Here is a 21,625-nt window from a genome sequence, read left to right on the forward strand (position 1 = left end):
TGGTAGTTCCGCCACCACCACCGCCACCAGTGGTAGTTCCGCTGCCGCCACCACCAGTGGTAGTTCCGCTGCCGCCACCAGTGGTAGTTCCGCTGCCGCCACCAGTGGTAGTTCCACCACCACCGCCGCCACCACCAGCGCCACCACCAGAGGCTTAACGGCGGTAGAGCTTAGGCAGTATTAAGTTGGGGGTGTGGTCAAAACCCGTTGGAGATTTCCGAAAAAGTTCTCCGCCTGCCCCTGCACTACGCTAAAACGCCGATTTAGTAAACATAGAAACCATGTTTTTATGGTTATCTGGAATACTGAATCGGCGCTTTATTAGACTTTAAAATTATTTCTTAATCAAAAAGGTTATTGGCATCTACTACTTTTTTAAAAGTAGCTTTTCTGAATTAGTGATGTTTTAATTTTTAGGCGGAAGGGAAAAGGTTTGAGATTCGACAGACCAGTTTTTTGTGGTAATATTAATCTCTGAAAAATCTGTCATCTCTAGCGAATCATTTGTCCAATTTTTGGTATCAATTTCCTGTTCTGAAGTATTTGTTATTTCTAATGAAGCTTCTGACCAGTTTCTAGTCGGAAGGTTTAATTCTAGGTAATCTGTTCTTTCTGGTGTATTGTTGGTTGCGGGCAAACCATAATTAGGAGAGTTGGTTAACTCTAAAATATCTTCTATTATCTCTGTTGCGGTCTGATACCTTTGATTAAAATCGTAAAACACCATTTTGCTGACAATAGCTGCTAGTTCTGGACTAATTTGTACTTTATGTGTCCACAATATTTCTCCTGTTTTTGGGTCTTGAATTAATTGTGTAGGAGAAACTCCTGTGAGGGCTTTAATTGCTGTCATTCCTAATGCGTAGATGTCGCTGTTTGGTCTTGGTCTACCGCTACATTGTTCTGATGGTGCATATCCTTGTGTACCAATGGCGACTGTGAAGCGAGTTGAACCTTCACTGTTAAGTACTTGAGTGCTAATTTGTTTGACTGCACCGAAATCAATGAGAACTAATTTCTGATCTGAGTGTCTTCTAATTATGTTGTTGGGCTTAATATCTCGGTGAATAACTCCGTTATTATGGACGAATTCTAATACTGTTAAGAGTTCTTTTAACATATTGATGACTTCGGCTTCGGGAACTTGTTTACCTTGTGATAATTCCTCTTCTAATGAATGCCCATCAATAAATTCTTGCACTAGGTAAAATTCTTCACTTTCTTCAAAGTAAGCTAAAAGTTGGGGAATTTGGTCGTGTTTACCTAGTCTTTCTAAGGCTTCTGCTTCTCGCGGAAATAAACGTCTAGCTAGGTCTAAATGTTTGGGGTTTTGAATGTCTGGTTTTAGTTGTTTGACGACGCATAAGGGATTGCCTGGTCGCTGGGTATCTTGGGCTATGTAGGTTTCGCCAAATCCTCCTGCACCCAAAATTTTAATGATTTCGTAGCGACCACCTATTGTTTTACTGGATGATTCTAGGTCTTTGATGGGAAGTAGGTCGGCTAGATTGTCTTGTTGGCTGATAATTTGTTTAACGATCGGTGAAGTTGCATATCGCTTTAAGGTTTGATGGAGTAGGAGTTCTTTTACTTTTTGTTCTGCTGCTTCGGTGGTTGAGTAGCTAATTCCGGTGAGGACGATCGCCATCATTGGCACGGCTGTTGGTAAGATTTTGTACCCATGATTAAAGGCGATATAACTAATACTTCCCCAGGCAATGGCAATGCCTATTGTGTAGGTTAGTCTATTAATGTTAGTTTTTTGTTTACTGAGTATTATCGCTGCTCCACTAACACCTATTAGTACAAATATTGCTGCGATAAATGGGTTAGAAATTGCTTTGGTGAGGGTTGTTCCTTGCTGTAAGGTGGCGATCGCATTAGCATGAATTTCTACTCCGGGCATTTCTGGGGAAAATGCCGTTGGATAAAAATCTTTCAGGCTGGTATCAGTGGCTCCAATTAATACTATTTTGCCTTTAAATTGATCGCTAATGTTTTTCCATTCTCTGGAATCTAATACTTGCCAAAAGGAAATTTGTTTAAATGTTCCTTTGGGGCCAAAGAAATTTATCCGATCGCCCTTCGCTGGTGGATAAGCTATTTTAGCTGCTTGCAATGTTGCTTCGGCAAAATCAAAACCAGGTTTTTTTAGTTTCAGGTTGTCTGTAGCTTGCAACTGATTTTGATAATTCGCAGCTATTTTTTTACGATAGGCGTTAGTAAAACGGTGAATTTTCCCATTAGGTTCTAATAAATAATTAATTGACCCCAGAGAAATTGGATTTGTTTGTAATAGTGGTAATGGTTCTATTAGTTGTACTTGTAGTCCGGTAGGTGTCTGGTATTCATCGTAAGCTGCTGGTAAAGTAATCCGACCTGCAAAACGCTGCAATGTTTGTTGTAAGCGGCGATCGTCTGCTGCTCCATAACTGCTAGGATTGATAAATTCTATATCTACAGCTACGGATTTTGCCCCAGCTGCCATCACTTTATCTATTACTTGTGCATAAGCTGTTCTTTTGAAGGGAAAGCCTTGTAATGGTTCTAAACTAGCGTTATCTTTGGGATTAATTTGATATAGTTGTCGGGGAATTGATAATGTGTCATTGTCGATCGCTAAAATCACAATGTTATCAGGTGCGGCAATTTGCCCTCGTAGTTGAAAAAATATGTTTTGAGTTTCATTTTCCAATTTTTGTACTGCTTCCCAATTCATTCCTGTAGCGATCGCTGCTGCTATTGCCCACACTCCAGCAAAAATATGACCCCAACGATGAAAACGATTACTCTGTCGAGGTTTACCTTTTGATTTTGAGGTGGTTAATTTGCTTTTTACTGTTGGCAGTTCTGTAGTAGACTGATCTAAGTTATTACTGGAACCTCTAGTAGGGTTTAATGGCATATCTTACCTCTCACCTTGAGTTGCTTGTTTGTTATCTGTAAGTTTTTAATTTTATTCGTTTACTCATTGTTTAGAATAACTAGTTTACTCTTTAGTTCTTTATTACCACAGGTATATTTTGCTTCACATAACTAATCAGCGTTTTTGGTAGCTATTACCAAAAGGGAAATTTTGGACTTTTTTCCTGCGGTTTTGAGAAAAATTAATTCTGTGCTTAGTATAACTGCGATCGTCAGATTATCTACAGTGTTCTCTGCGGTAAAATGTGTTCATTTACACCAAGAATAGAGATAAATTATAGCGATCGGGAATTTATTGACTGAAACTCCTAGCAATTTGTTTTCTCCTTATAGATTGTAGTATCAGTTTTATTATGGAACATAGAACTTAAATTTATTGCCACATAACGAGAATAGTGGTAAAGTTAGCGACTGGTAATAAAAAAATTAATGATAACTCAAAATTAAAACAGCTGTATAGCTAATTTTCTAGTATCGGCGTTTACTTAATAAAGTGAAACTTTACTGAAATTGTCCAAAAAGTAATTTAAATTGTTCTGTAAATTTAGACTCAGATAGGATACTCATAAAAGCCAATAGCAGAGGAAAGATCGCTTGTATCCCTCCTCTCGTACTAGAAAATGAATACTTTGGCTTCTTGACCTTGGTACACCTTCTGTCCTAACCTGACTACATACACAAGCCTGTAGTTGTGGTGAAACATCGCAAGGCTAGTATTACTTAGAAATGTTAAGAGGAAGTAACTGATGGAAAACAACTAACATAGACTGATTGTTAAACAGGAAGGTGAAATATATTTTTTGTCAAGTAGCCTAGTTAGTAAAATTAACTTAACTGAGTTAAAATCCTCAAATAGGTTATACCAAGCCAATCTGCTCTCATAGAGCTAGGCTAGAGATAGAGCAAAATTAAGTAAATTTACTGGTGGAGGAAAAAATGGACTAAGATTAAGGCTAAAAAGCAATCAAAGAGAATAATTTAGTAAGGTAGAGTGAAAATAGGATGACCAGTCCCAAGCTCACTCTCTGGAAGTCAATCCGCTCTAGGAAGCTCGATTATATAGACAATTTCTAAGCTTGAGGAAGTATAAATAAAGGTTTGATTAACTAGTAAAAGACTTCTTATTAACTTTGGTTAGGCAGAGTTGCTATAATTGAGTATTCCACTTAAATACTTTTCTACAAATTTTAGCAGTAAGTTTCTATGGCTAATTCCAAGAACCGTCTTTCTATTTTTGTAGACGGGAACAATATGTTCTACGCCCAACAAAAAAATGGTTGGTTTTTCGATCCCCGTCGTGTTTTGCAGTATTTCACTAACGATCCAGATATAAATCTAATCAATGCTTTTTGGTATACAGGATTAAAAGATCCCCAAGATCAAAGAGGTTTTAGAGATGCGTTGATCAGTTTAGGTTACACAGTTCGGACGAAGATTCTTAAAGAGTATTACGACGATAGTTCTGGTAGATATTCACAAAAGGCTAATTTAGATATAGAAATCGTTGTTGATATGTTCAATACCGTCGATCAGTACGATCAAGTGGTGTTATTTAGTGGGGATGGTGATTTTGAAAGAGCGATCGAACTACTCCGCTCTAAAAATACTCATATCACAGTAGTTTCTACTGAAGGAATGATAGCTAGAGAATTACGTAATGCTACAGATAGATACATTGACCTAAATGATATTCGGGAACACATTGAGAAAATAGATTATTAATGTAGGAACGCTAATTGGTAATAGATGTTACGTCTGGGTCAAGAATGAATGGATAAAAAAGTAGTAGGTAATTGGTTGATGGTAGTTGATTGCCAAAAGTCAGTTACCTATTACTTATTCGGAAATAATAACTGAATAAAAAGTTTTAAGTTTCGGCAAATTTCAGTTACAGGAGGCTGAAAAAATGAACACAAATCAAGACAGAATTATTATCTTCGATACCACTTTGCGCGATGGAGAACAGTGTCCCGGCGCGACTTTAAACGTGGATGAAAAATTGTTGATTGCCAAGCAATTAGCACGTTTGGGAGTGGATGTTATTGAAGCGGGATTTGCAGTGGCAAGTCCAGGAGATTTTGAGGCGGTAAATCGAATTGCCCAAACTGTAGGCACACCAGATGGCCCGATTATTTGTAGTTTGGCAAGGGCAGTACAAAATGATATTAAAACTGCTGCTGAAGCTTTAAAACCTGCTGCAAAACCTCGCATTCACACCTTTATTGCTACTTCTGATATTCACTTGCAATACAAGTTGAAAAAGACGCGATCGGAAGTTTTAGCAATTGCTGAAGAAATGGTTGCTTATGCAAAATCCTTTGTGGATGATGTAGAATTCTCCCCAGAAGATGCAGGAAGAAGCGATCCAGAATTTTTGTATCAGATGTTGGAAAAGGCGATCGCAGCTGGCGCAACTACAGTTAACATTCCCGACACTGTTGGATACACCACACCCGCTGAATTTGGGGCGTTAATTAAAGGCATTAAAGAAAACGTTCCTAACATCGATAAAGCGATTATTTCCGTTCACGGACACAACGATTTAGGTTTAGCAGTTGCTAACTTCTTGGAAGCAGTAAAAAATGGTGCTAGACAATTAGAATGCACCATCAATGGTATTGGCGAACGGGCAGGAAATGCCGCTTTAGAAGAATTAGTAATGGCGCTTCATGTACGGCGACAATATTACAATCCTTACTTAGGTCGTTCGGTTGATTCGGAAGCACCTTTAACTAACATTGACACTCAGCAAATTTACAAAACATCGCGGTTAGTTTCTAATTTAACTGGGATGTTGGTGCAACCGAATAAAGCGATCGTTGGGGCGAATGCTTTTGCCCATGAATCTGGCATTCACCAAGATGGAGTTTTGAAAAATAAACTCACCTATGAAATTATGGATGCCCAATTGATTGGTTTGAATAACAATCAAATTGTCTTGGGTAAACATTCCGGTCGTCATGCTTTTGGGGCGCGGTTGAAAGAGTTGGGATTTGAACTTTCCGAAGGCGATTTAAACAAAGCTTTTCTCAGATTTAAGGAAGTTGCTGATAAGAAAAAAGAAATTTCTGATTGGGATTTGGAAGCAATTGTTAATGATGAAATTCAACAAGCACCTGAGCTTTTCCGAGTAGAATTGGTACAGGTTTCTTGTGGTAGTAATGCTTGTCCAACGGCAACAGTAACTTTGAGAACTCCTGAAGGGAAAGAGTTGACTGATGCTGCGATCGGTACTGGCCCTGTTGATGCGGTTTATAAGGCAATTAATCGAGTGGTAAATGTGCCGAATCAGTTAATTGAGTTTTCTGTTCAGTCGGTGACTGCGGGTATTGATGCGATCGGAGAGGTTACGATTCGGTTGAAGTATGGAGAAAGAATTTTCTCTGGTCATTCGGCAAATACTGATATTATTGTCGCTTCTGCTCAAGCATATATTAATGCTTTGAATCGTCTTTATGCGGCGTTGAAAAAGCAGGAGGAAGCAGGGAAAGCTGAGGGAAATACTTCTGCTGCTGCCTCTGTTTAGGTTTTAAAAGGTTAATTTTTGGCACGGAGGGAGGTTTCCTTTCGTGCTTTTTTTTAACCACAGATGTCCACAGATAAACACAGATGAACACAGATGGTAGATGTAAGATTAGCTGTAGGGTGCGTCAGAGACCCAAAATTAGTAATGCTCTCCAAAATTTTACTATTCTTAGCACCCTACTCAATATAACTTGATCCCCCCTTGCTGGGCAGTAGGGGGGATCAAGACTTGGTTTAAAGTCCCCCTTATTAAGGGGGATTTAGGGGGATCTCCGATTTGTTGCATCCTTTTTTCTATTGGATATAATTCCTGAACTCTTACCCCTCACAGATCAATTATTCAGCAAACCCTAAATAAATTTAGACATAATTTTCACACATACATATAATATATGTATACCAGTTGAATGGAATCCTGAAAAAGCTAAAAGCAATTTACAAAAACACGGAGTTAGTTTTTCTGATGCTGAGGCTGTGTTGTTCGATCCTTATGCACTTTCTTTTGAAGATCGATCGGCACAAGGTGAACAACGATTTATTGTTATGGGGATGGATCACCTTAGACGGTTGCTAGTGGTAGTCTATACCTATCGAGGTGATAACATTCGCTTAATTTCTGCCCGTCCTGCTACTTCTAAGGAGAGACGTGAATATGAAACCGGAATATGATTTTGATCGGGCTAAACGGGGTGCAATCGTCCCACAAGAAGGTAAAACTCGCATTACCATCTATATTGATAATGATATTCTGGAAGCGTTTAGACAAAAAGGAGACGCTGAAGGGAAAGGTTATCAAACAATGATCAATCAAGCGTTACGACAATATCTTGATCAAGCCAAACTCCCCTTAGATGAAGATACACTACGCCGGATTTTTCAAGAAGAACTGCGGGCTGTAACTGTTGTTAGTTCAGTTTGATCGCCCTTCTATAGTATAATTAACTAATTGCAATAATTAAAATAATCACTTCCGAGATATTCAAGTTTCGGAAGTTTAATTTATGTTTTAGTATCTACATTTATGAACCTAATATAGAGTGCGATCGACTTTTCCCTTCTGGCAAAATTCAACTATGTAATACAACCATCCAGCGTTCGGGGGGAATGGAATTTGCCTTCTCAAGAGGTTTAGTATTTTTTGGGTGGTGGGTGGTGCGATCGCGCTGAGAAAACCTCAGAATATATTACAAATCAGTGAATAACCTCGCTTTCCGTAAAATAAACTTTAACACAGTTTCATTTTTAGCAATAATATCAGCCTGGATTTCCATTCCCGATTGTAAGGCATTTTTGCGATCGTCTTTTAAATATAATTGATCTGGTTGAATCGTTACTTCATAGTAAGGAAGAATAGGATTAGCTCCCGTATTTTGTGGGATAATAGCATCAGGAGAAATCGTCATTACTGTTCCTTGTAAAATCCCATAATCAGGGTAAGGATAAGCACTCACCCGCATTTGGGTTTTTTGTCCAATTTTCACTTTACCAATATCCTCAGTAGAAACTCTGGCTTTAATCACTAAAGGAGTATCACTAGGAGCAATTTGGGCAATTTCTTCTCCCATGCGAACAGTTTGATTTGGATTCCGTAAATTCAATTTAAGAATCACACCTGATATTGGTGCAGAAACCACAGTTTTACTGATTTCTCGTTGCACTTGTAATAATTCTTGCCTGTCACTCCCTAATTGTTTTTCAAGTTCACTTTTGCGTTGTGATAAACTATTTTTATCCTGATTTAAACGAGCTAAACTTGCTTCTCCAATGGCTTTTTCCTGAGCAATTTTTTCTTTTGCCATAGTCACCAAACCATCGCTAGGGTTAAGAGTGGCTAAGACAGCTTGTAACTTAGCTTTGGCAGATTCTACCGCTTTCAATTGACGCATGACAGTTTGTTTTTGACTTTGTAATAACGCGGTGCGTTCTGCTACTGATTCCTGTTGTTGTTCAACAGCTGATTGAACTTCTTCAATTTGATTTTTACCTAACGCAGATTCTCCTATTTTTTGATAGCGATCGCGTTTTTGTTGAGCAATTTTTAAAGCAGATTGACTAGCGCGTAAAGAAGCTTCTGAAGCTTTAATATCGCTTTGAGCTTTTTGCCATTCTTCCTCAGCAACTTGCAAATTCGCTCTGGCTTCATTCACTTGAGCTTGCACAGTTAAACGCCGTTCATTATAATCTTTTTGCATCCGCAGAAAATCCGCCTCAGCAGAAGCTATAGCTCTTTTCATTCTTTCTTCTTCTGCATTCAGTTGCAAGTTTAAATTCCTTAATTGCTCTGAAATCTGTTGTAATTGTTGCAAATTTTCTTCTACACTACCCTGAAGTTGGACTTGGCGAGTGCTGAAACGAGAAGCATCCAAAGTAACTAAAGGTTTTCCTTGAGCTACAGTGTCATTCTCTTTAACATCAATCCCAATCACAGTCCCATCGCTGGGTGCTTGTACCAGTTTCACCCCTCCGTTGGGACGCACCACTGCGGAAGCTTTGACGGTGACGGGTAAGGGTGTAAAAGCAGATACACTAAAGGCTATGGCGACTGTCCCCACTAAAAATATACCGCCAAAAATTGTCCAGCCACTCACAGGAGGTAGAAATTCATCCTCTTGAGAACGGGGCAGAAAATCGGGATTAGGGTTTTTTAGCATAATTACACATATTTTACTTTTAAATCCTTGCCAAGCTACCTAAATTTAGAGGTACATCAGTAGCTCAGTAAAATTAATTACACAAAATTTCGACTACAAGCCTTGTCAAGCAAATAACCAGTAAGTAATTACTTCTCTGTAAGCACTTATTATGACAAAAAACATGGATTGTCATTAGTAGCTTCTCGCAGTTAATTAAGAAAGAAAATATTATGCAATGTATCATAGTGAATCAAATAAAACTAAGTTACTTTAAAGAAAATATTGAGCTTTATAGTAGATTTGGAAGTAGCCTAATTTCTAGGCGAATAATTATTAGGGTTATGAGATTGTTTCAGCACGAACACTGATGCTTTTCTGATTAAGGAAAGAATATATTTAGTGCAGAGTTGAAAAACAACCAATAAATAAACAGGACAAAAACATGAAAGCAATTAACAATTCCGCAGCTTCCAACAACACCGAAAAAACCAGCAAAGATATTCGCAATAATTCTTTATTCACTAATATCACTGCTGACGAAGAAGTGTTTGTACGCGGTGGTCGCAGAGTCCAGTAATTAAAGCACAGTAGCTGACTCTAATTTCAGACCAATTGATTAAAATTTTCTTACCCCAAGAGTCAGCTATCAACTCTCCCCCTGTGGCAAAAACAATTAATAAATTACATCAGCAAAAATCCACCAATCTACAAACAAGACAAAACCATGAAAGCAATTAACAATTCCGCAGCTACCAACAACACCGAAAAAACCAACAAAGATATTCGCAATAATTCTTTATTTACTGAGATGACCGCCCAAGAAGAAGTGTTTGTCCGGGGTGGGCGCTTCCGTGCGCCAGAACTATTATACTAAACCTTAGTCAAGATTAATTAATGAGATGAAAACTAATCGCAACAATTCTAAATACAACACCGACAAAACTGGCTAAACGGGGTGCAATCGTCCCACAAGAAGGTAAAACTCGCATTACCATCTATATTGATAATGATATTCTGGAAGCGTTTAGACAAAAAGGAGACGCTGAAGGGAAAGGTTATCAAACAATGATCAATCAAGCGTTACGACAATATCTTGATCAAGCTAAACTCCCCTTAGATGAAGATACACTACACCGGATTTTTCAAGAAGAACTGCGGGCTGTAACTTTTGTTAGTTCAGTTTGAGCATCCCTCTATGGTATAATTGACTAATGGCAATAATTAAAATAATAACTTCCGAAATATTCTAGTTTCGGAAGTTTAATTTATGTTTTAGTATCTGCATTTATGAAAAAATATCCCATTGTTTTACAACACAGCGAAGAAGATTGCGGAGCAGCTTGTTTAGCCACAATTGCTAAATATTATCAGAAAAATTTTAGTATTAATCGGATTAGAGAAGCAGTTGGTACAGGACAATTAGGAACAACATTAACGGGTTTAAGAAGGGGTGCAGAAAATTTGGGATTTGATGCTCGTTCCACCAGAGCGCAACCGCAAATATTAGATCAAATGAAAAATGCAGCTTTACCCGCAATTATTTACTGGAAAGGTGAGCATTATGTTGTTTTATATGGACAAAAAGGCAAAAAATATATCATCGCTGATCCTGCGGTAGGTTTGCGTTATCTTACCCGTGAAGAATTAGCGGAAAATTGGTCAGGATTTGTTACGCTTTTATTACAACCCGATCCTGTCCGCTTTGCTGAACAACCTGATGATAAAATCGAGGGAATTGGTAGATTATTTCAGCGGATTGCTCCTTATAAATTTATCCTTTTTGAAGTTTTATTAATTAATATTGTTCTCGGTCTTTTAGCCTTAACTTCACCCTTTCTGATTCAAATATTAACCGACGATGTATTAATTAGAGGAGAAGAACAAATCCTCAGAGGATTAGCCATAGCGATTATTATTATGAACTTAGTTAGTAGTGGATTACAAGTGATCCAAGCTAACTTAAGTATGCAATTTTCTAACAGATTACAATTAGGCTTAATCAAAGAATTTGGTTGCAAAATATTAAAATTACCCTTACAGTATTATGAAACTCATCGCAGTGGGGAGGTGGTGAGTCGTTTAAAAGATATTCAAGAAATTAATTTCTTTATTTCGCAATCATTCGTCCGAGTTTTGACTCAATCTTTTACCGCAATTATTTCATTGAGTTTAATGCTAATTTATAGTTATAAATTAACTTTATTAATGATATTTATCACTTTATTAAGTACTACGTCATCTTTAGTATTTTTGATGTATTTAAGAAAAAAAATTAAAGATATTATGGTATTAGAAGGTGAAACTCATGGGGTTTTAATCGAAAGTTTCAAAGGTGCGATTACCTTGAAAACAACTACCGCCGAACCTCAATTCTGGGAAAACTTACAAAGTCGTTTTGGCAGGTTAGCCAATTTAGAATTTAAAATCGGACAAATCGGAGTAACCAATCTCAATTTCTCTGAGATTATTTCTAGCATTGGAGGCATAATTTTACTGTGGTTTGGTAGTACCTTAGTCATTAATAAAGAATTAACGATCGGACAACTATTAGCATTTAACAGTATGAGTGTGAATTTTACTGTTTTTATTAAAACAGTAGTGGGCTTAATTACTGAACTTGTTAGAGTGCAAATTATCATTGAACGGATTTTCACAGTAATTGATTATCCTTCAGAAACCGATAACGATCATCATAAAGAATGGGTGACATTTAAAGATAATGATACTATTTACTGTGAAAATATATTATATCATCATGCGGGAAGATTAGATTTATTTAAAGATTTTAATGTGAATATTAAAGGGGGAAAAGTCACCGCAATTATCGGGGAATCAGGTTGTGGAAAAAGTACCTTAGTAAAACTGATAGCTGGATTATATGAATTGCAGGGAGGAACGATTAGAGTAGGTGCTTATAATTTACAAAATTTAAGTTTTGAATGTATCAGAAAACAAGTGATTTTAGTCCCCCAAGAAGCGCAGTTTTGGAGTCGTAGTATCATTGAAAATTTCCGAATCGGATCGCCTCATGTTACTTTTGAAGAAATCGTCAAAGCTTGTCAATTTGCCCAAGCAGATAAATTTATTGATAAACTACCTGACAAATATTTTACCGTATTAGGCGAATTTGGCGCGAATTTATCAGGAGGTCAAAGACAAAGATTAGCAATAGCTAGGGCGCTAGTCGATGAGCCTCCGATTTTAATTTTAGATGAATCAACATCAGGATTAGATCCCATTAGCGAGGAAAATTTATTAGATGAATTATTAGAGTATCGTCAAGGGAAAACAACTATTATGATTAGTCATCGTCCTAGTGTTAATGGTAGAGCAGATGAGATTATTTATTTAGAAGAAAGTCAGTTAAAATTACATGGAAGTTTAGATGACGTTATGCAAATTGAGGGCGAACATTTAAAATTTTTAACCTCGTGATTTTCTATCGAAATACTCACCTCTGATAAACATCCCCTCGAAAAATCTCCATAAAGGCAAAAGAATCAGAACTTTTCACCTCTTGAAACCCAAATTGTCGATAAAGTTCCTGTGCATCTTTCGTTGCTAACAACCATCGCCGCAAACCTTGTAATTCGGGATGCTGTAACATTGTTTCAACTAACCATTTAGCCAAACCTAAACCGCGATATTCTTCTAAAATAAACACATCGGAAAAATAAGCAAACGTCGCATAATCTGTAATTAATCTACCAAATCCAACTTGTTTATCACCTTCATAAACTCCAAAACAGAAAGAGTTGTTAATACATTTTTCGACAACTGATAAAGGTATATTTTCCGCCCAATAAGAGTTATTTAGGAAGTTGTGAATTGTTTCTAGGTTCAATTTCCCTTTGTCTGTGCTGATGGAAAATCGATTTTTTAACTCTTCATTCATTTTTGCTTAAAAAAAAGTGGGAATCGTAAGTTTCATTATATATTATTGTTAAGGCGATCGAACAGTTGTCAAATCTTCTCGGAATCATTATCATTCAAATAGATGAGACTAGGATAAACTTTATGTCAAGGGATAACCGTTATGACATCAAATTTAACTAAAGAAGAAATCAAAGAAATGATTTTCCAGCTACCTGTAGAACAAATTATTGCACTGATGGCAGATATTGAGGAAAGAGTGGAAAATCTCACGATGATGCAGTTAGCAGAAACAGGATTTACCGAGTGGAACGATCCAGAGGAAGATATTTATAATGACGAAACCTAATCCTACAGAAATTTGGTTAGTGCGGTTTCCATATCATCATAGTAAGTGCGATCGCTTACAATAAAATTATCCCAATTCCACCGATAAATATGGCAGAAAAAACATCCACCTTACAAAAAGCAATTGAAGTAGTAGAAGCACTATCTCCCGATGAACAAGCTATCCTCATCGATATCATCGATAAGCGACTCAAACAACAGCGTCGCGAACAACTATTGCAAGAAGTGGCAGAGTCTGAACAAGATTATGCTTTAGGTAATGTGCGTCGCGGTTCGGTTTCGGATTTATTAGCGGAGTTAGATGATTGAAAAACTTAGTTTGGAGTTCAGCATTTATTCGGGCTTTTAAGCGTTTAGTTCGTCAAAATCCCCAACTACGTTCTGCCATAGAAGAAACTTTGCAACAGTTAGCTGAAGATCCATTTAACCCTAGTTTGCGTAGTCATAAACTCAAAGGGGATTTAGCCGATCGATGGTCTTGTTCGATCGATTATAGCAATCGTATCCTATTTAAGTTCGTCACAAATCCCGATTCAAATGAAGAAGAAATTTTGTTACTAACTCTAGGCTCTCATGATGATGTTTACTGAAGGAAACGATAGAGTTGAGTAGGTACGAGCAGATGAAAGCAGATGATTTTTCTGATTCTATGTCTTGGGAAAAAGTTAGGGAAACTTTCAAAAAGATTTGGGGTTATGATGATTTTCGTCCGCCACAAGGCGAGGTAATTCGTTGCTTATTGGAACAGAAAGATGCAATGATTATTATGCCGACTGGTGGGGGAAAGTCGATTTGTTTTCAGCTTCCGGCTTTGCTACAAACTGGATTAACTTTAGTTGTTTCGCCGTTGGTAGCTTTGATGGAAAATCAGGTGCAAGAGTTGCGTCAGCGGAAGTTACCCGCAGCACTTTTACATAGTGAGTTATCGACTGGAGAACGCAAACGGATTTTAGCAGATTTGGAACAACAAAAGTTAAGATTATTGTATGTTTCTCCTGAAACTTTGCTGAGTAAACCTGTTTGGGAACGGTTAGCGCAACCACAGTTAAAAATTAATGGGTTGATATTAGATGAAGCACATTGTTTGGTGCAATGGGGTGATACTTTTCGCCCAGCTTATCGCAGGTTGGGAACGGTAAGAGATGCTTTACTTAAGGATAAACCATCGGGGAGTAAAATGGCGATCGCAGCTTTCACCGCTACCGCCGATCCTTTTGCCCAAAAAACTATTCAAAACGTATTACAATTACAACAACCAGAAATTTTCCGCCTCAACCCTTATCGAGATAATCTAAACTTAAAAGTTCAAATTGCTTGGACACCTTGCGGACGCAAACATCGACTGTTAAAATTTATTCAGGCTAGACCAAAACAATCGGGTTTAGTATATGTGCGAACTCGCAAAGATAGCGAAGAACTTGCCGAATGGTTGGGAAAAAAAGGTTGCACAACCGCTGCTTATCACGCAGGTTTACATCCCCAAGAACGACGGGAACTAGAGAGAGATTGGATTTCAGGAAAAGTACCTTTTGTAATTTGTACTTCCGCCTTTGGAATGGGGATAAACAAAGGCAATGTCAGGTGGATCGCTCATTTTCAACCACCATTATTACTCTCGGAATATGTGCAAGAAATTGGCAGGGCGGGGAGAGATGGGAAAGTTTCGGAAGCGTTATTATTAATGAGTGAACCGACGGGATTTTTGGATTCTGGGGATAAGCAAAGACGGGAGTTTTTTGAGGGGAAAATGCGATCGCAACAACGACAAGCCCAACAGCTATTAAACAAACTACCCAAACAAGGCAATATTAATGATATTTCTCGCCAATTTCCCGAAGCTGCAATAGCTTTATCCTTGTTACACAGTATGAATAAATTATTATGGCTCGACCCTTTTAATTATAGCATTCAATCAGGGAAAAAAAGCCAAAGTTCTAATCAATTCGACGCAGCAAAACAGATGGAGAAATATTTGCGATCGCGCCAATGTCGCTGGCAATTTCTGTTAAACGCTTTTGGCTTTTCCCAAGAAGCGGAAAATATGAAATGCGGACATTGTGATAATTGTCGGAAGAGGTGACTGGGGACTAGGGACTAGGTACTGGGGGGTTTTTTCAAAGTTATTCATCAGATTCAGATCCCCCTAAATCCCCCTTAACAAGGGGGACTTTGAAATTCTTATCCCCCCCTTTTGAAGAAGATGTTTTAAAAGCCTCTGGTGATATATCGAAAGATTTGTAGATCCCCCTAAATCCCCCTTAAAAAGGGGGACTTTGAGTTTCTTACTCCCCCCTTAACAAGGGGGGCTGGGGGGGATCACAGGATTGAAAACAGACCCAAGAGACTGGAAAATAAAATAAATTGAAGTTACTTATTTCTCCTCTTTTCCCAATCCCCAGTCCCCAGTTCCCAATCCCCAATTAAAACTGCCGCAAAAAGCGCAAATCGCTACTATATAAACGGCGAATATCATCAAGTTGGTGCAACAGTAAAGCGACTCTTTCTACACCAAAACCTGCGGCAAAACCTGTGTAAGTTTCTGGATCGTAACCCACAGATTTAAGCACATTCGGATCGATCATTCCACAACCCATAATTTCCAACCATTTACCTTTCCATCGCATATCAACTTCTGCGGAAGGTTCAGTAAAGGGGAAATAACTGGCGCGGAAACGAATTTCCATTTCTTCGCCGAACATTTGATGCAAAAACTCTTTAATTGTTCCTTTCAAATCTGTGAAAGTTAGGTTTTCATCAACCGCAAAAAACTCAATTTGATGGAAAACTGCGGTGTGGGTAGCGTCTACAGTATCCCGCCGATAACAACGCCCAGGCGCGATTACTCTGATTGGTGGATCGTTCTCTTCCATATAATGAATTTGAATGTTGGAAGTGTGAGTTCGCAACAAATTTCCATCAGGTAAATAGAGAGTATCCTGCATATCACGGGCGGGGTGATCTGGAAGGAAATTTAAGGCTTCAAAATTATAGTAATCGGTTTCCATTTCTGGGCCTGTTTCCACAGTGTAGCCCATGCCGACGAAAATATCGATCGCCCTATCTATCGTACTATTAATCGGATGTACTCGACCTTGAGGACGGAAAACCGCTGGCATTGTAACATCAATAGTTTCTGCTTCCAACCGCGCTTGAATTTCAGCTGCTTGTAAAGTTGATTTCTGACTTTCTAAAGCACTTTGCAAAGCTTCTTTAACTTCGTTCGCTAATGCGCCAATTTTCGGACGTTCTTCTGGGGAAAGTTTACCCAAACCGCCTAAAATTTGGGAAAGTTGACCTTTTTTACCTAAATAGGCAACTCGCAATTCTTCGAGTTGGGGTAGAGTATTAACAGCGGCGATCGCTTTTTGCGCGTCAACTTTTAACGCTGTTAGTTTTGCCTCTAATTCATTCGGCTGATTCGTCATGCTAATCTATTGTCAAACACAAAGGGAAAGGTGTGGGTAAACACAGCCTATCGCTACCAGTTTAAGAGATTTTCGATCTTTTCTTAGAACTGCGGTTGATCCGAAGCTCATAATCTCTGAAAATCAGAATATGAAACTCTTAATCAGTAACGATGACGGTATTTTCGCACAAGGCATCCGCACCTTAGCCAATACTTTGGCAGAGGCAGGCCATGATGTTAGTGTAGTATGTCCTGACCGCGAGCGATCGGCAACCGGACATGGTTTAACCCTGCACGATCCAATTCGCGCCGAAGTGGTAGAATCCGTTTTCCATCCCTCGGTAAAAGCTTGGGCAAGTTCTGGCACACCTTCCGATTGTGTAAAATTAGGCATCTGGGCATTATTAGATAGTCCCCCCGACTATGTACTTTCCGGCATCAATCACGGTGCAAATTTGGGTACAGATATTTTATATTCAGGAACAGTTTCCGCTGCAATGGAAGGAGTAATTGAAGGAATACCCGGAATAGCTTTTAGTTTAACCAGTTTTACCAACAGAGACTTTCAACCTGCGGCGAATTTTGCCAAACTTTTATTAGATCGTTTAGGCAAAAAACCCCTACCGCAATTAATGTTGTTAAACGTGAACGTACCGCCTGTAGAATGGGAAGAAATAGCAGGAGTAGCAATCACTCGCCAAGGAATACGTCGCTACATTGATGTATTTGAAAAACGCCTAGATCCTCGTGGCAAAACCTACTATTGGTTAACCGGAGAAGCACAAGAAGAAATAGAATCTCCAACCCATCCTTTTTTACCCCCAGAAATTCTCACAGATGTAGAAGCAATCCGCAAGAATTGTATTACCATCACCCCATTACAATACGACTTAACTTACGGTTCAGGATTGCAAGATTTACAACAATGGGGAAAAGTAACCAACGATTGGGAACTAGGAAACAATCCTGCTTAATTCCAAATCACAAAACCTCAGCATCCCCACCAAAATCTAAAACTACATCTGCGTTCATCCGCGTTTATCCGCTTTCATCTGCGTTCTAAAAATCCAACCTAAATCAACGCATGAAAATCCAAATAAAAACCTTCAACGTAAACAAACGCTTCCCCCTAACCATCAGTAGAGGAACAACATCCCAAAGCACAAACATTTGGCTAGAAATCGAAGCAGAAGGAATCACCGGATGGGGAGAAGCTTCCCCTTTTTCCATTGGCAACTCCCCCCAAACAACCCCTTTTCTCCAAGAAACCTTCCAACAAATAGCCCCAAAATTAGAACAATTTCACCCTTTACAAAGACAACAAATAGAACAAGTTTTCATAGAAACCAAATTACCCTCCGCCGCTTGTGCAGCAATAGACGTTGCTTTACATGATTGGATGGGAAAAAAGGCAGGTTTACCACTTTGGAAACTTTGGGGTTTAGATTGCAATAATATCGTCCCCACCTCAGTCACAGTTGGCATCAACACCCCCGAAGCTGCGGTGAAAAGAGTGCGCGATTGGGTAAACTTTCTCGATGCAAAAGTATTTAAAATCAAACTCGGAAATCCTCAAGGAATTTCTGCCGATCAATCCATGTTTACCGCAGTTTACCAAGAAGTACCCCAAGCAAAATTCAGCGTCGATGCTAATGGCGGTTGGAGTTTAGAAGATGCTGTAAAAATGTGTGAATGGTTAGCAGAATATGGCGTAACTTATGTAGAACAACCCTTAGAAAAAGGAGAGGAAAAAAACTTACTAGAATTAAAGCAAAAATCCTCACTTTCCATCTTTGTCGATGAAAGTTGCTTTACCAGTAAAGACATTCCCAGTTTAGCAGATAAAGTTGATGGAATCAATATTAAATTGATGAAATCTGGCGGTTTAACTGAAGCAATGCGAATGATTAATACAGCCAAAGCGTGCGGATTAAAAGTAATGTTTGGCTGTTATTCTGATAGTTCGCTGGCAAATACTGCCCTTTCCCACCTATCGCCATTAGCAGATTATTTAGACTTAGACAGTCACCTAAACTTATTAGACGATTCTTTCAATGGTGCAACAATTAAAGAAGGTCGTTTGTTACCGAATGATTTACCTGGGTTGGGGATAATAAGAGAGGACAAAGAAATTTCTTAACAACGAGGCAAAAAACTATGCAGCAACCTTTATTTAATTTTCGTCGTAAAACTCTAAAAATTTCTTTTTTTTATCTTTTTTTCTTATTTTTCGCTTTCACTCAAGGAACCTTAGCAGCTATGACAAAATTTAATCAAAGTTTGCTAATAGGTGAATGGAGTACACCGGGAAAATGTAATCAAACTCGTTTTATTTATACTCGCAAAGGTCAATACATCTGGATGCAGAAAAAGAATGGATTTTGGCAAACTTCCTATCAAGGAATCTATGTAACATCTCCGCAAAACCCCAATTCTATTATTATTGGTGATGGCCCAAATATGGGAGGTTCTGTAGTAGATATCCGCGAATTAACCCGCAGCACTTTGAAGGGAGAATGGAATGTTAATGCAAGTGAAGGATTAACATTTGATAATCCCGAAGATGCCAAATTTTCTTATGTCAGATGTGCTGGGACTGTCTTAAAAAAGAACTGATAATCTGGTAATTAACTATGCTGAAATCTAACCAAAAATTAGCTATCTTACTCCACAAAGGAATTAAAGGCATTCATGGTAAAACCGGATTAGCACTTTTACGCTATAGTCGATCGCCAATTGTAGCAGTAATCGACCAAGAATCAGCCGGAGAATCTTTACTCAAACTAACAGGAATTCCTCACAATATACCAATTGTACCATCAGTAGAAGCAGCCCTTTCTTACCAACCCGATGTATTAGCAATTGGGATTGCACCTTCTGGAGGAATTTTACCCGATCCTTGGTTGCAAGAAGTTAAACAAGGGGTAGCTGCTGGTTTATCTGTGATGAATGGATTACACACTCAATTAGGAAAAGATCCAGAGATTCAAACATTACTAAAAGAAGGACAATGGATTTGGGATATTCGTCAAGAACCTGCGGGTTTAGGTGTGGGGAGTGCCAAAGCGCGATCGCTTTCTTGCCATCGTATTTTAGCCGTTGGAACTGATATGGCAGTTGGCAAAATGTCAACTTGTTTAGAATTAAATAAAGCCGCACAAAACCGAGGATTAAAATCAAAATTTCTGGGAACTGGACAAGCAGGAATTATGATTTCTGGTGATGGAATACCTTTGGATGCAATCCGAGTTGACTTCGCTGCTGGTGCAGTTGAACAGTTAGTAATGCGTCATGGCGAAGAAAATGAAATCCTGTTTGTAGAGGGACAAGGTTCGCTTTTACATCCCGGTTCAACAGCAACTTTACCACTTTTGCGCGGTTCTCAACCCACACATTTAATATTAGTACATCGTGCAGGACAAACTCACATTCGCAACCTTCCTCATGTTGTGATTCCGCCTTTAAAAGAGGTGGTGAAATTGTATGAAAGTGTGGCTTTTTGTGGGGGTGCTTTTGCAGAGGTGAAGGTGAGTGCGATCGCGCTTAATACCGCACATTTGGATGAGGAAGGGGCTGGAAAGGCGATCGAGCAAGTTAAGATAGAGACAGGTTTACCTTGTACTGATGTGGTAAGATTTGGGGCTGATTTGTTGTTAGATGCAGTTTTGAATTGAACCGCAAAGGACGCAAAGGACGCAGAGGGAAGAGGGAGGAGAGAGGTAATAGTTAAGGGGAGGTGAATTATGGTGGAAATAATTCCGGCGCAGACTATTGAATTGCATGATTTAATCGAAAAGTTTGGTCTGCAACGTATTGAGGATGAGCAATTTTTTCGGGAATGGCAAGAGAATTTGCCGGAACTAACGGATGTGGAAAAGCAAGCTTTAGATGAGGTAAAGCGGGATTATTTCCACTTAGCTGAGTATCCGATGCTGGAACCAATTGTAAAAATGGTTGTACTTTCTCCGTTGTTGAAATTAGCGGGGTTTTATCGATCGCCTTTTTACCTTTCAGCAGAAAAGGAAGTAAGAATTGCTTTTGAAGATGAGGGAGTTACGATAACCGGAAGGTTGGATATTTTGGTTTTTACGCCTGAGTTTTGGATACTTGTAGTTGAATCAAAAAGGGCAAAGTTATCTTTAGAAAATGGCATACCTCAAGCATTAGCTTATATGCTGGGTAATCCTAATCCTGAAAAACCCGCCTTTGGTTTTGTGACTAATGGCAGTGAGTTTATATTTTTGAAACTTACTAAAGAAGATGCACCAAAGTATGCTGAGTCGTTTTTGTTTTCGTTGCGGAGAGGTGACGATTTGTATACAGTTTTAAGAGTTTTAAAACGTCTTGCTCAATTATTTAGCCCACCTGGGGTTCAAACCCCAGGCTAATAGCGAAACTCCTCTAAAGAGGACTAAAAATGGAAATTTAAGTCCATTTTAATGGACTTAAGCTATTAGCCCGGAAATTGATTTCCGGGCGGGATTGGTTTGTGATGAGTTGATTTATTGTTAATCTTTATTTTCTTGCTTTTTCATTCGATATAAGTGATATGCTATTGCCACAGCCGATCCAACTGCTAAAGCGGGACAATAAGGCCAAATTGTGAGGACGCTGGCGGTGATACCCAATGCAGTTAAGAAGTCTTGAAAATCTTTGTTTTCCATGATGATTGTAGGACTCCAGTTCTGAAACTAAATTCAGTGTGCAACTTGGCAACAATCTCAACCAGAGGAGATCCTGGAAATAGACAGGAACTTTAGTTGTTTTCGCTAAAATTCTGGGAAACTAGTACCTAAGCACTTCCCAGCTTCCAGAAAGGATAAATTTTACGATCGCATCCCTACCCTAAAATCCCAAAAAAGCTATTATCTTCCTTAAGATCGGTGTAACTTCGGCAACCAGGGTCTTAGGCAGA

At 38.7% G+C, this 21,625-nt stretch carries 23 protein-coding genes; 18 read left to right on the plus strand and 5 right to left on the minus strand.

Going from position 1 to position 21,625, the window contains the following annotated elements; all coding sequences use genetic code 11:
* A partial coding sequence (locus tag IQ264_RS20710) for a hypothetical protein (protein WP_193982700.1) occupies positions 1-184 on the plus strand: 184 nt, incomplete at its 5' end.
* Positions 185-406: 222 nt separating this feature from the next.
* Here the strand turns inward: IQ264_RS20710 and IQ264_RS20715 are convergent.
* Complete coding sequence (locus tag IQ264_RS20715; protein WP_193982701.1) at positions 407-2,905, minus strand: serine/threonine-protein kinase; 2,499 nt, start codon at positions 2,903-2,905, stop codon at positions 407-409.
* 1,223 nt (positions 2,906-4,128) lie between these two features.
* Between IQ264_RS20715 and IQ264_RS20720 the strand changes: the two genes are divergently transcribed.
* From IQ264_RS20720 to IQ264_RS20735, 4 genes are all read left to right on the plus strand, one after another.
* Entirely contained in the window at positions 4,129-4,647 is a 519-nt protein-coding gene (locus IQ264_RS20720; RefSeq protein ID WP_073592306.1) for an NYN domain-containing protein, read from the plus strand.
* Positions 4,648-4,831: 184 nt separating this feature from the next.
* A complete protein-coding gene (locus IQ264_RS20725) occupies positions 4,832-6,451 on the plus strand; it encodes a 2-isopropylmalate synthase (RefSeq protein WP_193982702.1) in 1,620 nt (539 codons plus the stop codon).
* A 395-nt stretch (positions 6,452-6,846) separates the two neighbouring features.
* On the plus strand, positions 6,847-7,119 hold the full coding sequence (locus IQ264_RS20730; protein ID WP_193982724.1) for a BrnT family toxin: 273 nt from the start codon (positions 6,847-6,849) through the stop codon (positions 7,117-7,119).
* A complete protein-coding gene (locus tag IQ264_RS20735) occupies positions 7,103-7,369 on the plus strand; it encodes a BrnA antitoxin family protein (RefSeq protein WP_193982703.1) in 267 nt (88 codons plus the stop codon). The genes IQ264_RS20730 and IQ264_RS20735 overlap by 17 nt, the downstream gene beginning before the upstream one ends.
* A gap of 265 nt (positions 7,370-7,634) precedes the next feature.
* On the opposite strand, the gene IQ264_RS20740 is transcribed toward IQ264_RS20735, so the two are convergent.
* The gene (locus IQ264_RS20740; protein WP_193982704.1) at positions 7,635-9,101 is read right to left on the minus strand and encodes an HlyD family efflux transporter periplasmic adaptor subunit; all 1,467 of its coding nucleotides are present in this window, start codon (positions 9,099-9,101) and stop codon (positions 7,635-7,637) included.
* A gap of 424 nt (positions 9,102-9,525) precedes the next feature.
* On the opposite strand from IQ264_RS20740, the gene IQ264_RS33495 reads away from it, so the two are divergent.
* The 4 genes from IQ264_RS33495 to IQ264_RS20755 all read left to right on the plus strand — a co-directional run bounded on the left by IQ264_RS33495 (position 9,526) and on the right by IQ264_RS20755 (position 12,518).
* Positions 9,526-9,660, plus strand: a complete 135-nt coding sequence (locus IQ264_RS33495; RefSeq protein ID WP_265583089.1) for a hypothetical protein — start codon at positions 9,526-9,528, stop codon at positions 9,658-9,660.
* A 147-nt stretch (positions 9,661-9,807) separates the two neighbouring features.
* Positions 9,808-9,957: a hypothetical protein gene (locus IQ264_RS20745; RefSeq protein ID WP_193982705.1), complete on the plus strand. Its 150-nt coding sequence runs from the start codon at positions 9,808-9,810 to the stop codon at positions 9,955-9,957.
* An 86-nt stretch (positions 9,958-10,043) separates the two neighbouring features.
* A complete protein-coding gene (locus tag IQ264_RS20750) occupies positions 10,044-10,268 on the plus strand; it encodes a BrnA antitoxin family protein (protein ID WP_322744773.1) in 225 nt (74 codons plus the stop codon).
* 102 nt (positions 10,269-10,370) lie between these two features.
* Positions 10,371-12,518, plus strand: coding sequence for a peptidase domain-containing ABC transporter (locus IQ264_RS20755; RefSeq protein ID WP_193982706.1), 2,148 nt, complete (start codon positions 10,371-10,373; stop codon positions 12,516-12,518).
* Positions 12,519-12,534: 16 nt separating this feature from the next.
* Here the strand turns inward: IQ264_RS20755 and IQ264_RS20760 are convergent, their stop codons facing one another.
* Entirely contained in the window at positions 12,535-12,978 is a 444-nt protein-coding gene (locus tag IQ264_RS20760; protein ID WP_193982707.1) for a GNAT family N-acetyltransferase, read from the minus strand.
* A 141-nt stretch (positions 12,979-13,119) separates the two neighbouring features.
* Here IQ264_RS20760 and IQ264_RS20765 point away from each other — a divergent pair, with 141 nt between their 5' ends.
* The 4 genes from IQ264_RS20765 to IQ264_RS20780 all read left to right on the plus strand — a co-directional run bounded on the left by IQ264_RS20765 (position 13,120) and on the right by IQ264_RS20780 (position 15,384).
* Positions 13,120-13,305 carry a hypothetical protein gene (locus IQ264_RS20765; RefSeq protein WP_193982708.1) on the plus strand — a complete coding sequence of 62 codons (186 nt, stop codon included), beginning with the start codon at positions 13,120-13,122 and terminating at the stop codon, positions 13,303-13,305.
* 89 nt (positions 13,306-13,394) lie between these two features.
* The gene (locus tag IQ264_RS20770; RefSeq protein ID WP_193982709.1) at positions 13,395-13,613 is read left to right on the plus strand and encodes a hypothetical protein; all 219 of its coding nucleotides are present in this window, start codon (positions 13,395-13,397) and stop codon (positions 13,611-13,613) included.
* Entirely contained in the window at positions 13,610-13,894 is a 285-nt protein-coding gene (locus IQ264_RS20775) for a type II toxin-antitoxin system YafQ family toxin (RefSeq protein ID WP_193982710.1), read from the plus strand. The genes IQ264_RS20770 and IQ264_RS20775 overlap by 4 nt, the downstream gene beginning before the upstream one ends.
* A 32-nt stretch (positions 13,895-13,926) precedes the next feature.
* A complete protein-coding gene (locus tag IQ264_RS20780; RefSeq protein WP_193982711.1) occupies positions 13,927-15,384 on the plus strand; it encodes a RecQ family ATP-dependent DNA helicase in 1,458 nt (485 codons plus the stop codon).
* Positions 15,385-15,724: 340 nt separating this feature from the next.
* Here IQ264_RS20780 and pheS read toward each other — a convergent pair whose 3' ends face one another.
* The gene (pheS, locus tag IQ264_RS20785) at positions 15,725-16,729 is read right to left on the minus strand and encodes a phenylalanine--tRNA ligase subunit alpha (RefSeq protein ID WP_193982712.1); all 1,005 of its coding nucleotides are present in this window, start codon (positions 16,727-16,729) and stop codon (positions 15,725-15,727) included.
* Between the two features lie 130 nt (positions 16,730-16,859).
* Between pheS and surE the strand changes: the two genes are divergently transcribed.
* The 5 genes from surE to IQ264_RS20810 all read left to right on the plus strand — a co-directional run bounded on the left by surE (position 16,860) and on the right by IQ264_RS20810 (position 21,098).
* Positions 16,860-17,684 (plus strand): 5'/3'-nucleotidase SurE, encoded by an 825-nt coding sequence (gene surE, locus IQ264_RS20790; protein WP_193982713.1) that lies wholly within the window; start codon positions 16,860-16,862, stop codon positions 17,682-17,684.
* A 110-nt stretch (positions 17,685-17,794) separates the two neighbouring features.
* Positions 17,795-18,850 (plus strand): dipeptide epimerase, encoded by a 1,056-nt coding sequence (locus tag IQ264_RS20795; RefSeq protein ID WP_193982714.1) that lies wholly within the window; start codon positions 17,795-17,797, stop codon positions 18,848-18,850.
* Positions 18,851-18,867: 17 nt separating this feature from the next.
* The gene (locus IQ264_RS20800; protein ID WP_193982715.1) at positions 18,868-19,326 is read left to right on the plus strand and encodes a hypothetical protein; all 459 of its coding nucleotides are present in this window, start codon (positions 18,868-18,870) and stop codon (positions 19,324-19,326) included.
* Between the two features lie 17 nt (positions 19,327-19,343).
* Positions 19,344-20,384: a DUF1611 domain-containing protein gene (locus IQ264_RS20805; protein ID WP_193982716.1), complete on the plus strand. Its 1,041-nt coding sequence runs from the start codon at positions 19,344-19,346 to the stop codon at positions 20,382-20,384.
* Positions 20,385-20,453: 69 nt separating this feature from the next.
* Positions 20,454-21,098, plus strand: a complete 645-nt coding sequence (locus tag IQ264_RS20810; protein WP_193982717.1) for a type I restriction endonuclease — start codon at positions 20,454-20,456, stop codon at positions 21,096-21,098.
* Positions 21,099-21,218: 120 nt separating this feature from the next.
* Here the strand turns inward: IQ264_RS20810 and IQ264_RS20815 are convergent, their stop codons facing one another.
* On the minus strand, positions 21,219-21,374 hold the full coding sequence (locus IQ264_RS20815; protein ID WP_193982718.1) for a hypothetical protein: 156 nt from the start codon (positions 21,372-21,374) through the stop codon (positions 21,219-21,221).
* Positions 21,375-21,625: the final 251 nt, after the last annotated feature.

Origin of the sequence: [Phormidium] sp. LEGE 05292 (genome assembly GCF_015207735.1) — a bacterium.
GTDB lineage: Bacteria > Cyanobacteriota > Cyanobacteriia > Cyanobacteriales > Aerosakkonemataceae > Floridanema.